The 13,993-nt window shown below is 36.5% G+C and carries 15 protein-coding genes and 1 pseudogene; 2 read left to right on the top strand and 14 right to left on the bottom strand.

Features of this window, described 5'->3' with window-relative positions; genetic code table 11:
- Positions 1-10: 10 nt before the first annotated feature.
- Positions 11-667, bottom strand: a complete 657-nt coding sequence (locus CWO92_RS10635) for a DUF421 domain-containing protein (RefSeq protein ID WP_101354178.1) — start codon at positions 665-667, stop codon at positions 11-13.
- A 152-nt stretch (positions 668-819) separates the two neighbouring features.
- On the opposite strand from CWO92_RS10635, the gene CWO92_RS10640 reads away from it, so the two are divergent.
- Positions 820-1,257, top strand: coding sequence for a TIGR04086 family membrane protein (locus CWO92_RS10640; RefSeq protein ID WP_437177535.1), 438 nt, complete (start codon positions 820-822; stop codon positions 1,255-1,257).
- Positions 1,258-1,284: 27 nt separating this feature from the next.
- Here CWO92_RS10640 and yajC read toward each other — a convergent pair whose 3' ends face one another.
- The 9 genes and pseudogenes from yajC to safA all read right to left on the bottom strand — a co-directional run.
- On the bottom strand, positions 1,285-1,593 hold the full coding sequence (gene yajC, locus CWO92_RS10645) for a preprotein translocase subunit YajC (RefSeq protein ID WP_101354180.1): 309 nt from the start codon (positions 1,591-1,593) through the stop codon (positions 1,285-1,287).
- A gap of 30 nt (positions 1,594-1,623) precedes the next feature.
- Positions 1,624-2,763 (bottom strand): tRNA guanosine(34) transglycosylase Tgt, encoded by a 1,140-nt coding sequence (tgt, locus tag CWO92_RS10650; protein WP_101354181.1) that lies wholly within the window; start codon positions 2,761-2,763, stop codon positions 1,624-1,626.
- Positions 2,764-2,790: 27 nt separating this feature from the next.
- Positions 2,791-3,819, bottom strand: a complete 1,029-nt coding sequence (gene queA / locus CWO92_RS10655) for a tRNA preQ1(34) S-adenosylmethionine ribosyltransferase-isomerase QueA (RefSeq protein WP_101354182.1) — start codon at positions 3,817-3,819, stop codon at positions 2,791-2,793.
- A gap of 199 nt (positions 3,820-4,018) precedes the next feature.
- The gene (ruvB, locus tag CWO92_RS10660; protein ID WP_101354183.1) at positions 4,019-5,020 is read right to left on the bottom strand and encodes a Holliday junction branch migration DNA helicase RuvB; all 1,002 of its coding nucleotides are present in this window, start codon (positions 5,018-5,020) and stop codon (positions 4,019-4,021) included.
- Positions 5,021-5,042: 22 nt separating this feature from the next.
- The gene (gene ruvA, locus CWO92_RS10665) at positions 5,043-5,648 is read right to left on the bottom strand and encodes a Holliday junction branch migration protein RuvA (RefSeq protein ID WP_101354184.1); all 606 of its coding nucleotides are present in this window, start codon (positions 5,646-5,648) and stop codon (positions 5,043-5,045) included.
- 252 nt (positions 5,649-5,900) lie between these two features.
- The gene (locus CWO92_RS10670) at positions 5,901-6,449 is read right to left on the bottom strand and encodes a BofC C-terminal domain-containing protein (protein ID WP_101354185.1); all 549 of its coding nucleotides are present in this window, start codon (positions 6,447-6,449) and stop codon (positions 5,901-5,903) included.
- Positions 6,450-6,600: 151 nt separating this feature from the next.
- Positions 6,601-7,311, bottom strand: a complete 711-nt coding sequence (locus tag CWO92_RS10675; protein ID WP_165786662.1) for a YhcN/YlaJ family sporulation lipoprotein — start codon at positions 7,309-7,311, stop codon at positions 6,601-6,603.
- 107 nt (positions 7,312-7,418) lie between these two features.
- Positions 7,419-8,465: a phosphotransferase gene (locus tag CWO92_RS10680; RefSeq protein WP_165786663.1), complete on the bottom strand. Its 1,047-nt coding sequence runs from the start codon at positions 8,463-8,465 to the stop codon at positions 7,419-7,421.
- A gap of 984 nt (positions 8,466-9,449) precedes the next feature.
- Positions 9,450-9,597 (bottom strand): annotated as a pseudogene (safA, locus tag CWO92_RS26685) (SafA/ExsA family spore coat assembly protein); the annotation flags it as partial.
- A 261-nt stretch (positions 9,598-9,858) separates the two neighbouring features.
- Here safA and CWO92_RS10690 point away from each other — a divergent pair.
- A complete protein-coding gene (locus CWO92_RS10690; protein ID WP_101354188.1) occupies positions 9,859-10,401 on the top strand; it encodes a transcription repressor NadR in 543 nt (180 codons plus the stop codon).
- Positions 10,402-10,435: 34 nt separating this feature from the next.
- Here the strand turns inward: CWO92_RS10690 and pheA are convergent, their stop codons facing one another.
- The 4 genes from pheA to CWO92_RS10710 form a co-directional block, all read right to left on the bottom strand.
- Entirely contained in the window at positions 10,436-11,296 is an 861-nt protein-coding gene (gene pheA / locus CWO92_RS10695) for a prephenate dehydratase (protein ID WP_101354189.1), read from the bottom strand.
- A gap of 26 nt (positions 11,297-11,322) precedes the next feature.
- On the bottom strand, positions 11,323-11,775 hold the full coding sequence (locus CWO92_RS10700) for an ACT domain-containing protein (protein WP_101354190.1): 453 nt from the start codon (positions 11,773-11,775) through the stop codon (positions 11,323-11,325).
- Between the two features lie 226 nt (positions 11,776-12,001).
- On the bottom strand, positions 12,002-13,297 hold the full coding sequence (gene obgE / locus CWO92_RS10705) for a GTPase ObgE (protein WP_101354191.1): 1,296 nt from the start codon (positions 13,295-13,297) through the stop codon (positions 12,002-12,004).
- Between the two features lie 33 nt (positions 13,298-13,330).
- Complete coding sequence (locus CWO92_RS10710) at positions 13,331-13,858, bottom strand: sporulation initiation phosphotransferase B (RefSeq protein ID WP_101354192.1); 528 nt, start codon at positions 13,856-13,858, stop codon at positions 13,331-13,333.
- Between the last annotated feature and the right edge of the window lie 135 nt (positions 13,859-13,993).

The following is a 13,993-nucleotide window of genomic DNA, read 5'->3' on the forward strand; positions in this document are numbered from 1 at the left end:
GGCCACTTCGTTATTTCTTCTCGTCAATTAAATCAATATAAAATTGCCCATCTTGAAAGCTGCATAATGAGATATCTTTAATATTAGAATAACCTCTTTTTCTGAGTTCTCTTCTTAACCACATTTCACTTTTTTCTGTTCTTTGCAAATTAGCTTGAATAATTTGACCATCCATAATTAAAGGCATTGTAAAAGTATTAGTTTTTTTCTTCTTTTTATCCTTTTTGACAATAGATAGCTCTCCAGATGTTTCAAGAATGGCAAATTCGACATCTGCAATATTATTTATATCCTTTGTCCTAAGTTGCATAAGAAGATCATCAAAATTATAATGGATTTTACGCATTGCATTTTCATCTATTTTGCCTTTATTGATAATAATGGTTGGTGATCCATCAATTACTTTTCTAAACCGCGAGCTCTTAATGGAGATGAGAGCAAGTATCGTTTGAATAATTAATAACCCCACCATCGGTACTAGGGTGTGAAATATGGGAGATTTAAAATTTTCAATTGCTACTGCTGCCATTTCACCCATCATGATAAATACAACTAAATCCAATACACTTAATTCACCAATTTCTCTTTTCCCCATTAAGCGAAAGATGATAAGGATACTGGCATATAACACTAATGTTCGTAAAATGATTACGAAATAATCGTACATCCTGTTTCCCTCCTAATGGCACTTTAACAGTTAGTATGTTCAGATATAGTGAAAAATAGCTTGGAAATAGTTGTTAGCATTTTTTACAAATTTTTTCGTTTTCTCATGACTTTCCTTTCAAATTTTTGATTCTAAATTTTCAGCTGAAGAATATGCTTGTACTAGATGAAGAAACGTTAATACGGAGGGAGAGAACGAAAATAGAAACGAAAAAAATGGGAACAAGTGTCTTATATGGTGTATTAGTTATATTTATTATCATCACCATTTCCAGTCTTATAATTTCCTTTATATTGCGATTTACCAATTTACAAGAGCATTCCATTAGACTTTTCGTAACCATTATTTCTTTTATTGCTTTGTTTATTGGCGGTTTTGTTTGCGGAAGTAAAGGGAAGGAAAAAGGATGGTTGCTTGGAACATTAACGGGTATCCTTTATACATTTATTATTTTCTTATCTCAGTACTTAGGATACGGGAATGTATTTACTTTTGAACAAACTGTTTATCACATTTGTTATATTCTAACAGCAATGATGGGGGGAGTTTTAGGAGTAAATATGCTTTCTGGGAAATCGAAATATGTGTAATACTTACATTAACAAAAAAAGAAGCAATTAAGATTGCTTCTTTTCATTTTCCAAAGTGGAAACTGGCTCTGGCCTTTTTACTTGTTCTACCACTTCGCGAATCGCTGAGCGGTCATATGTAAGACGGCTTCCATCCCCACATTTTAAGACAATTTTATTATCGTCAAGGGAATCGATAATCCCATGTAGTCCTCCAATTGTGACGATTTTATCGCCTTTTGAAAGACTGTTTTGCATATCTTGAATCTTTCTTTGTCTCTTTTGATTTGGTCTGATTAATAAGAAATAGAACAGAACAATCATTAAGACAATAGGGATAATTTGAGCAAATGCCATTCTTATTCCTCCTTTCTGTAGAATATCTATTTAGAAGTTTTTCGCATCTGGACGATTAAATCCGTACTGCTCAAAAAATTCTTCCCGAAAATCACCAAGCCTATCTTCCATAATTGCTTGTCTAACTTCTTTCATCAATTGTAACAGAAAATAGAGATTATGGTAAGATGTAAGTCTAATTCCAAAAGTTTCATCACATTTCATTAAGTGGCGAATATAAGCTCGTGTATAGTTTCTACAAGCATAACAATCACAATTTTTATCAAGAGGACTAAAATCCCTAGCATATTTCGCATTTTTAACTACTAGTCTGCCTTCACTCGTCATAACTGTGCCATTTCTTGCAATCCTCGTTGGAAGTACACAGTCAAACATATCAATTCCTCGTATGGCACCATCAATTAATGAGTCGGGTGAGCCCACGCCCATTAAATATCTCGGCTTGTTTGCCGGAAGAAGCGGAGTAGTAAATTCTAACACTCTATTCATCACATCTTTTGGTTCTCCTACAGATAATCCACCCACTGCATAACCTGGAAAATCAAGAGAGGTCAAATCAGCTGCACTTAAGCGACGCAAATCCTCATATTCTCCACCTTGAACTATTCCAAATAGTCCTTGATCACTAGTACGGTTATGAGATTTCAAGCATCGTTCCGCCCATCTTGAAGTTCTCTCTACTGACTTTTTCATATATTCATGTGTCGCAGGAAATGGCGGACATTCATCAAAAGCCATCATAATGTCTGAACCTAAAGCATTTTGGATTTCCATTGATTTTTCAGGAGATAAAAATAACTTATCTCCATTTAAATGATTCCGAAAATGGACTCCCTCTTCTTCAATTTTGCGAAAATCACTTAAACTAAAAACCTGAAATCCGCCTGAATCTGTTAGGATTGCTTGATCCCAATTCATAAATTTATGTAGTCCGCCTGCTTCACGTACAATGTCATGACCAGGACGAAGCCATAGATGATAAGTATTGCTTAATATCACGCCGCTTCCTATTTCCTTTAGTTCTTCGGGTGACATTGTTTTCACTGTAGCTAATGTTCCCACTGGCATAAACATAGGTGTGTCGTAAGAACCATGGGGTGTATGAATTTTCCCAAGACGTGCACCTGTTTGTTTGCACGTCTTGATTAATTCGTATTTAATTGCTGTCAAATGTATAAACTCCTTCCAAAACACCATTTATATTATTAGCATGGCATCTCCAAAACTAAAAAATCTATATTTTTCTTGTACGGCTGTTTCGTAAGCATGGAGAATATGTTCTCTTCCTGCCAAAGCACTTACCAGCATAATTAACGTGGATTTCGGTAAGTGGAAGTTTGTAATCATGCCATCAATTCCTTTAAATTGATATCCAGGATAAATGAAAATATCCGTCCATCCATTTTGGGCAACTATTTCTCCATCATGCTCTGAAGCTATCGTTTCCAGTGTTCTTGTAGAGGTTGTCCCAACAGATATAATTCTTCCACCCTGTTTTCGCACACGATTAATTAAATCCGCCGTTTCCTTGGAAACTTGATAATATTCCGAATGCATATCATGTTTCTCTACATTCTCAACACTTACAGGTCGAAAAGTTCCTAGCCCTACATGCAGAGTAATGAACGTAATATGGACACCCATATTTTTAATTTCTTCCAGAAGTTCTTCTGTAAAATGCAAACCAGCTGTAGGTGCCGCAGCAGAACCACGTTCTTTCGCATAGACGGTTTGGTAACGATCTTTATCATCCAATTTTTCTTTAATGTACGGAGGTAACGGCATTTCCCCCAACGCCTCTAATACTTCATAGAAAATACCTTCATATTCAAATTTTAGTACCCGTCCGCCATGCTCCTCTTCTTTCACACAGTGGGCAATAAGCTGTCCATCTCCAAAGATTAGTTTTGTTCCAACCTTGACCCTTTTTGCCGGTTTAACAAGTGTTTCCCAATTATTTTCCTCGAGCTGTTTTAATAATAAAACTTCGATATGTGCACCAGTATCTTCTTTTACTCCGAATAATCTGGCAGGCAATACCTTTGTATCGTTTAGTACGAGGCAGTCGCCTTTTCGCAAATAACTGGTAATGTTTTTAAAAATAGTATGTTCTATTTCGCCATTTTCCTTGTTAAGTACCATTAACCGGCTGTCTGACCGATTTTTCAAAGGAGTTTGAGCAATTAATTCTTCTGGTAAATGAAAATCAAATATGTCTACTTTCACAGTTGTCACCTTCATGTTTATATTAGTTAGAAAAGTATAAGTGCCTGGAACTCTAGCCTATGGATGGATTTCTGAATCTTTGACCTATCGCATGGAAAGTGGCAGAAATCCGCTAACGGATAGTTGCTTCGCGCTAGACACGGAATAATAATGTTATATACCATAGATTTTAAAAAATGTACTTTTTCATGCTTTTATATTACATTGTTGGAATTTCTATGTGGAAGTGGTCATATACAAGCTTTGTCACCATTCTTCCTCGTGGGGTTCTTTGCAAAAAGCCTATTTGCAGCAAATATGGCTCATATACATCTTCAATAGTATCTGATTCTTCTCCAATACTTGCGGCAATGGTTTCCAAACCAACTGGGCCACCTTTGAATTTTTCAATGATGCCTTTTAACAGTTTATGATCAATATGATCTAAGCCTAAGCGGTCTACTTGCAGCCTTTCTAAAGCCGTTTCAGCAAGCTCCATGGTGATCTTACCATTCCCTTGTACTTGTGCATAGTCGCGAACCCTTCTTAACAATCGATTTGCAATTCTGGGAGTCCCTCTTGATCTGCGGGCGATTTCAATTGCACCTTCTCTATCAATACCAGTATGGAGAATTTCTGCCGTTCTTAAAACAATGTTTGTTAGTTGATTTTCCGAATAATATTCAAGTCGGCACAGCACCCCGAATCGATCCCTAAGCGGTGCGGAAATGGCTCCCTGCCTTGTAGTAGCACCGACAAGAGTAAATGGCGGCAAATCTAACCGAACAGATCTTGCACTTGGTCCTTTCCCAATTACTATATCCAAACAAAAATCTTCCATTGCCGGATATAAAATTTCTTCGATTGCCCTCGGTAAACGATGGATTTCATCGATAAATAAAACTTCTCCCGGCTCCAATGCCGTTAAAATAGCAGCCAAATCACCAGGACGTTCAATCGCAGGTCCGGAAGTGGTCCTGATATTCACACCCATTTCATTAGCGATTACAGCAGCTAAAGTTGTTTTTCCAAGACCAGGAGGACCGTAAAGAAGGACATGGTCTAATGTTTCCTTTCTTTGCTTTGCTGCTTCAATAAAAATGGCTAAATTATCTTTTACCTTATCTTGACCGATATATTGTGATAAAACCTGTGGTCTCAAGCTTTGTTCAAATGAGAGATCTTGACTGTTTGCAGCACCGGAAACTACCCTATCTACCAATCTTCTCCCTCCCTCTACTATATTATTTCATTAATTTTTTCAAGGCTAATTTTATATATTGGTCTGTCGATAATTTTTCTTTTTGTAATTCTTTTGAAACCTTCTTGATTTCCTTATCTGAATATCCCAATGCTTTAAGCGCAAGGATTGCTTCATCAAATGAATGAGATTCCACTGCTTCTTCCACACCGTTCTCATTAAATAGGTTTGGAAAATAATCAGGAACTACATCTTGTAGCTTGCCCTTCAAATCGAGAATCATTTGCCGTGCAGTCTTCTTTCCGACCCCAGGAAATTTCGTTAAAAAAGCTTCATTTTCGTTTTCAATTGCTTGAATAACCTGAGTAGGTTCTCCATAGGCTAAAATAGCCAAAGAACCTTTTGGACCAATTCCGGAAACCCCTAATAATTTTTTAAATAAAGCGCGTTCTTCTCTTTGTTGGAAGCCATATAATGCAATTAAATCTTCCCTAACATGCTGATATGTATAGATTATCGTTGTTTGCCCATAGAGACTTGAAAAAGTAAATGGATTTGGAGTAGAAATCTGATAACCAATCCCACCATTTTCAATAACAATAAACTCCGGACAAACATACTCAATGGTTCCTTTTATAAATTCATACAATCTTTTTCTCTCCTCTTACCAACTAGTGAAATTTCCCTTCAAATTTCACTAACCCCAAGCAATTAAGTTCTTTATCACTATTCTCCATTGTAACATATCCATTATGCTAATTGGTAGTCAAGAAAAGCGCAAGCCTCTTGCCCATTAGCATACAGATCCTAATTAAATATTCTACGTAAAAATTTATACTTCATTTGCTCTTAATTAGAAAAAAACCGACTGGCTGTCGGTTTTTGATAGATATGCATATCATTATTGTTCTTTTCCTGGTATTGAGTAACGCTTTAACGTTTCTAATACACTAGTATAATCCTCTTTTGACTTTATCGGAATCCCTTTTAACAATTCCTCTTGCTTTTTCCCTTCTAATTTTTTCATATCAATCTGAAAAAAGGACTGAATGATATCTGCTTTATTTGGTTTTCCATTAAAGATGCTTAATGTCCCATCATTTGAAATCCCAAAATAGCCATTTGACTTAAGCAAAGGAGAAATATCATCTACTTGTTTCTGAAAAACAAGCTGAGCATCATCCATTTCAACTAATTTCCAATCTTTGTATTTTTTCATATATTCTTTAGTTGATACATACGGCTCATGAAGAATTTCTTCACTAACTTCTCCATCAACAAAAACTCTCTCTAAAATGATTGTTTTTTTTCCTTTGGAAAGAACCACTTCGGATGGTTGAACATTAGCTTTATTTACATGATGATATTCTTTTTCTGCAGGCGGCAAAGTTGTGAAATCTATACCAAAAAGCACCGCTATCATAACGACCGTTCGTACAACAAAAGTCATCGTTGTCACCTCTATATCCAAATATACATTTCTATATTCGTATTCATAGTGTGACCCTTTTTTAGATTAATATCCTTTTTTAAAAAAAATTAGTAAAAAAAGGAATAGCAGGGATTACCTTAACTATTCCTAAGAAGTCTTATTTTGTTGATTATTCGTTATAACCTTGAAACATTTTATCAGTATCAAGTTTAATTATTTCTTTCGGTCCGCCGTTCCGCAAATCATTATCTAATTGTCTTACCCGATAATAGTTACCGATATTGGTGGTAACCACATAATTTCGTCCCCTTAAATATGGATGAACCGCTTTTTCAACTGAACTTTTAGTTGCTTTTGCTTTTTTATCATCTTTCACCGCAACTGCTATTAACACTCTGTTGCCATCAATGATGGTCCGAGCATCTGAAACATTCGGTATAGCAGCAGCTGTATTCGAAATATCTTCCGCAAGCTTACCTTCATAAGCATTGTAATAGGATGGGCGAGCTTTGCTGTTCCTCGTGTTTAAGTGGCCATGATAGTTAATATCTCGTAAATGTCTTTCGCGATTCACAGTTGAAATATTGGTATTATATTGTGTCATGGATGAATTTAAATGTGGCTCATAATCATCGGGATATCCTGACGGTAGAAAGCGATTATTATTTTTCACATGATCAACATTTCCAGTCGAATAATCCATTATTTCTGTCAATGGCCCATCATGATCCACCGTATTGTTGCGGTCGTTCGTTGAATACCCTACAGGCTGGAATCTGTTTACGTTTTGATCATTTACTGCATTTTTATCCTGAGCACAAGCGGCTAATCCACTTATTAATAATGCTGATATGGGTGCAACAAATAATTTTTTTTGCAAACCAAAACTCCCCCTATATTTTAGGTAGAGCAAACATTTATGCTCTACTTTAGTTTGTGAGTGAGAAATGGTTTTAATTACACAGAAATTCTGGAACTTTATCCAACTTAGAAATGCTTAAATTGAGAAATAACCTCTTTTACAAACTTTTCTCTTTCGTTGAATTCTCTGAAAGTTATTTCTTTTAAAAAAGAGGATAGCCGACCTCTTCCTTGCTCGTACTTAAGAAAATAGTTCCATTCTCTTAATAAATCGGTTGGGTAGATTAACGCAGCTAAAAATGGATTCTCTTCGATATTTCTTTCTAACGGTTTATATAAGGTCAAATTTTTTAATGACCAATTCAAATGAGGTAATATTCGATTGCAAAATTGTAAATCATCTATAAAATGCGGGGCTACTTTTGCCAAATCAAAATCAATTAAATACAAATCATCCTTGCCTAAAATAAAATTATGATGAGCAACATCTCCATGAATAATGCAATATGGTTTCCTAAAAAAATAATCTTTATTTCTTATCATGTAATCAAGAGACCATTCTGACCAATCTAAAAATGCAAAATAAAATTTCTTAGGAAGCCATCTCTCCAAATATTTTTCGTTTGCTTTAAATTCATGCAACCTATTTTGCCATTTTTTGATTTGATTGAATACATGCATGTCATTCTCGAATTTTCCTGAAAACTGTTCTGTGACATGATGGAATTTTTTTAATAGCTGTAACGCCTTCATACGATTTTCATGGGAATGATACGAAAATTTTTTACCATCAAGATTTCTTTCAATATATTGGATTAATCCATATGTCCTTTTATTAAACGAGATATCCTTTTTTGCATGGACAGGATGAAATCGATATGTCTGGGAAAAATGATGAGAGAACAGTAATTCGGTAAGTTTTATTTGCATATTAAGGCTTTTGGGACTGAAAAATTCTTTTAAGATCCATTTAGAATCTGTTGTTTTACAGAGCCACACCCCTTCTTTAATGGAGGTAATGCTGACAAAGTTTTCTCCAGTTACATCAGATAAATAAAGAAGGAGACGCTTGTTCTCGTCTCCCTCTTTCCCATTTTTAACAGTCTTCACAATCATCATCATCTTGCCTTGGAGAAGGATAACTTCCTTGCATTCCTGGGTATCCCATACCATATGGATACTGTCCGCCTTGCATTCCATATGGGTGTCCATATGGTGAATATGGCTGATGATATCCATATTGTTGCCCATATGGCATTGCTCCTCCCATATAATGACCACCAGGATATTGTCCATGAGGATATTGACTACTCATATATCCTCCACCCGGGGTTTGCATGCCAGGATAATGACCGCCCATATATTGGCCAGTTTGAAAATGTGAACTTGGGAATTGTCCACCCATTGTTTGAGGATATCCGCTATGGGAGTGTCCTCCGCCTTGAACCGATAATTGTCCTGGAATATTTTGTCTTCCGTGAATTTCAAAACCTTGATGAATCACATTCGTCGTACCATATTGAGGTTGCCCTTGGTAAGGTCCATAGCTATCTACTTGCATACCAGGATGTGGATACATTGGCATAGATGAAGAAGACTCATCATCGTATTCTCCCCAATGCTCCCCATGTTGCATTGTTGGCATCATCATTTCGTGCCCTGTAACTGGCATAGTATTATAAGCTGGCATATGTGTCATATACGGATATTGATAGGTATATGGAGTAGGACCACATCCGCAATCAGGAAATGGCAACATATAATTAGGATACATTTCATAACACTCCTCTTGAATTGGCATAATAGGTGGGCATTCTGGTTCTTCTTCCATCATTACAGGTTGTTGAACAGGTGGTTGAACAGGCTGTTGAGTCTGTATTTGTGCCATATTCGTCATATAGTAATTATTTATATCGATTTCGGGAACAACTGGTTGAGGCATTTGTGGAGTGTATATTTCTTTATGCACAATGGTTTCTTTTTTTGGTACTTCCTTTATGATTGGTACTTCCTTTATAATTTCTTTTTGAACCGGAAGTGTAGGAGGTTGTTGCTGCGCAAATGGATGAACCGCTTGCGGAAACTCTTTTTTTCCTGGGTTTCCCTGGTTTCCTGGGTTTCCCGGATTTCCTACGTGTTTTACTACCGATCCTCCTGTGGTTGGCACTTTTACTTTCATACCCGGCATAATCATATCGGGATTTGAAAGCTGAGAATTCATTTTCTTTAACTCTTCAAAATCAACGCCGTATTTTTTGGCAATTTTCCAAAGAGTATCCCCTTTTTGTACTATATGGATCTTCACTCATTTCCCCTCCTCAGGCATAAGTCCATATATCGTATGTGAAAATAGGCAAAATGCTAATAATCTTCACAAAAATTTATGATGAAATTAAATAAAATATGCCTCCCGGATAAGGGAGATACGTTTTTTAACGCTCTGTCGTCTTCAGAATTGGATGAACCATTTTACTTTTCGTAATCTGTACATTTTAAAATAAATTATTTTGTTCATTAAATTACATATGGTAATATTCAACTATATAGGTGTTGGGAGGGGAGATTATTGTCGGATAAAAAACTTCTTGGAGATGACCGCCGAGCGTTCTTGTTGAAATTGCTTCAAGAAAGTAAATCTCCTATCACAGGTGGTGACCTGGCAAAGGAAGCAAATGTCAGCAGACAAGTTATAGTAAACGATATTACGCTTTTAAAAGCGAAAAATGAACCTATTATTGCCACAAGTCAAGGTTATATATATTTGAAGCCACCAACAGAGAAAACTTTAACAGAAAAGATTATTGCATGCCTTCATCGTCCTGAAGACACGGAAAAGGAACTAAATTTATTAGTAGATCACGGTGTCACAGTTAAGGATGTAAAAGTGGAACATCCTGTCTATGGGGACCTAACAGCATCCATTATGGTATCCAATCGACGAGAAGTCGAACAATTTGTTGATAAAATCAATCGTACACAAGCTGCCTATTTATCCGTCTTAACTGGAGGGATTCACTTACACACCATTGCAGCCCAAAGTGAACAAGTGTTAGAAGAGGCTATCCACTCATTAAAGGAAGCAGGATTGCTATTTAGAGAAAATAATTAAGGGTGCTGCAAAATCAATTGCAACACCCCTATTTTTATATTTTTTCTACCTCATAAGTTCGGTAACTTCCTATTAATTTCACAATACAACCTAGTGATTCTATTTCTTCTATTGCATTTTTTACTAGAACATTATCCATGCTTTCATTGATATCAATCATGAAAAAGTAATTACCCAAACCTGTCTTTAGTGGCCGGGATTCAATTTTGCTTAAATTAATTTGTCTCCAAGCAAAAGCAGATAAAACTTGATGAAGACCTCCAGCACGATCCGTTGGAATCGTCACCATAACGGTGGTTTTGACGTTCTCCGTGCCAGTTAACTGGATAGACAGCTGCTCTTCATCATGGCGGCTTAATACAATAAACCTAGTATGATTAAAAGCATAATCATGTATATTTTCTCTTACAATAGAAAGTTTGTATTTTTCGGCGGCAATTTTATTCGCAATCGCAGCTATTTTTAATTCCGGATGCTCACTTATATATTTTGCTGCCGCTGCAGTAGAAGTCATCTGTTCAATCGTTACACCTCTAAAATCACGGTATAAAAATTTATGACTTTGTGCAATAGCTTGCGGATGTGAAAGGATTTTTTCTACTTCTCTCCAATTCCCTTGCTGAGAAGGATGAACCATTAAATGCTGCTGAATAGGGACGATTAGCTCAGCCTTTATGGGGACTGTCTCCTCATGGAATAAAAAATCAATTGTTAAATGAACAGATCCTTCGAGCGCATTTTCAAAAGGAACAACCGCTATCTCCACTTCTTCTTTCTGTACTGCTTCCATACATTCGGGAATAGTTGTATAAGCAATTCCCTCATAATCAGGGAAAGCAGATTTAACTGCTAAATCTGTGAATGTTCCTCTTGGACCTAAATAACCAACTTTCATTTCATTCCCTCTCTCTTTTATCCCTTTTATGCACCTGACCCGAGGATTTCGACTTTATCTACAAATTCCAGCCTTCTAAGTTTCGTTAATAACTCATCTAAATTAGTTGAGATTTCTGTTACATTCAAAGAAATCGTAACATTCGCCCTTCCTTGAAGAGGGATTGTTTGGTGAATCGTCAATACATTGCATGAATGTGAAGAAATAATAGATAACAACTCAGAAAGCGTGCCTTTTCGATCCTCCAAATAAAAAAACAACGATATTATTTTTTCTTTTACAATCGTATGAAAAGGAAATACAGTATCTTTATATTTATAGAATGCACTCCTGCTTAACCCGGCTTCCTGTGCTGCTTGCCAGACAGAAGTTACTTTCCCGCGCTCGAGAAGTTCCTTTACTTCCAATGTTTTTTTCATGGCTTCTGATAACACATCTTCTCGAACTAAAAAAAATTGAAGATCATCTTTTTTCTCCATTACAAGTTCCCCCTGAAGAAGAATAATATCATGGGCAAAATCTTATTCACCCATTATATCTTGGTCTAGCACAAGCAGTTCTCGGCTAGCGAAGTTCTCCGTCTAGATTCTGTGATGAATCAACATCAAGTGAAAATGGAAGTGTTATCTCACTTAGTGAAATTACACCTCCAATTTCACTCTCCCGTACGCCGATGAACATGGCTCTTCCGCGCCTTTCTTTTTTCTATTCTACAAACTCAAATTCATAATCAAGGATTCGGACAATATCACCATTGGTCGCTCCACGTTGTCTCAATGCATCATCAATTCCCATAGATCGCATTTGACGTGCGAAACGTCTGACTGATTCATCATGATTAAAATTCGTCATTTTAAATAACTTTTCTAATTTATCACCAGATATAACAAAGCTTCCATCCGGATCCCTTGTAATTTTAAATTCATCCTCTTGTTTTTCATGCTTATATACAACACGATGAACCCCAATTTCCTCTTCCTTTTGAATTTCATGAAGCGGGAACTCCGGTGTTGTTTCCAATAAATCAGCAATGGAAAATAGTAAGTCTCTTAATCCTTGACGGGTTACTGCTGAAATAGGGAAAATAGGATAGTCCTCTTTCAGCTTAGCCTTGAACTCCTTTAAATTCTCTTCTGACTCAGGAATATCCATTTTATTTGCCACAATGATTTGCGGTCGTTCGGTCAGTCTTAAATTATATTCCTGCAATTCTTGATTAATAGTAAGGTAATCCTGATACGGATCCCTTCCTTCCATTCCCGACATATCGATAACATGAACAATTACTCTAGTTCTTTCAATATGCCTCAAAAATTGATGTCCAAGTCCAACCCCTTGGTGTGCTCCTTCTATAAGACCTGGTAAGTCTGCCATTACAAAGCTTCTTCCGTCTTCGGTTTCCACAACACCTAAATTAGGAACAATGGTTGTAAAATGGTATTCAGCAATTTTGGGTTTTGCCGCTGAAACAACGGATAATAATGTAGATTTCCCTACACTCGGAAATCCTACTAAGCCTACATCGGCAAGAACTTTCAATTCAAGTACAATATATCTTTCCTGTCCTGGTTCCCCATTTTCTGCTATTTCCGGAGCAGGATTTGCTGGAGTTGCAAATCTCGTATTACCACGGCCGCCTCTCCCGCCTTTTGCGACAATCACCTGCTGGCCATGCTCAGTTAAATCTGCAATGATTTCTTTTGTATCGTCATCAATGACAACAGTGCCTGGTGGAACCTTTACTATCATGTCTTCTGCCCCTCGGCCATGTTGCCCTTTAGACATTCCGTGTTCACCACGCTTCGCCTTGAAATGCCGTTGATAGCGAAAATCAATTAAGGTTCTTAATCCTTCCTCTACTTGAAATATCACATTAGCGCCTCTGCCACCGTCACCTCCAGCAGGACCACCCTTTGGAACATATTTTTCACGACGGAAAGCAACCATACCGTTCCCACCATCTCCGCCTTTTACATAAATCTTAACCTGATCGACAAACATAGATGCACCACCTTTTTGTAGTAATTCCCTGGCTTAAACGATTATCTCTGCTATCAATTTCTTTTCGTTTATTTCCTTAACAAAAACCTCTTTTAATAAAAGTTTTTGATCGTCTAGCCACTTGTTTATTTTATGTATATCTTTTATTGTTCCGCTAAAATCAAAATAGAATCTAACATTTTTATCATTTAACTCAAAGGATAAGCTTAAATGATTTTCGTAATACGGTTCAATACTATTTTCTATTATTTCAAAAAAGTCTTGAATCCATCTTGCAATTTTTTCATCATCCACTGGCCATGAACTAGATTCATCCAATATTTCATATTCAATATGAAAAGGGTGTTTCTCCCAATTAAATGTTAATAGAATCTCCGCAAATTTTGGAAGCTTTAAATTTGACAGATGAGTTTCCATACGTGCATCCATCACCATTTCATCCATTAGTCGTTCTACTTGATCAATTTTATTTAAAGCGAGATTTCCTTTTATCAACTGTAATTTGTTCATCCAATCATGACGTGCATGACGCAGCACTTCAACTACCGTCCAATTATTCATTTTTAGTGCTCCCTTGTAACTATATCATTACTTCTTGCTAGTATACCAAAAATGGAGAAGTTATGCATTATCAGAAAAACGCCAATCGCCTTGCTTATCGGCGTACAGATGAGTGAAATTGGAGGTGTAATTTTC

The organism is Heyndrickxia camelliae (assembly GCF_002844575.1).
In the GTDB taxonomy this organism is placed as follows: Bacteria; Bacillota; Bacilli; order Bacillales; family Bacillaceae_C; genus Margalitia; species Margalitia camelliae.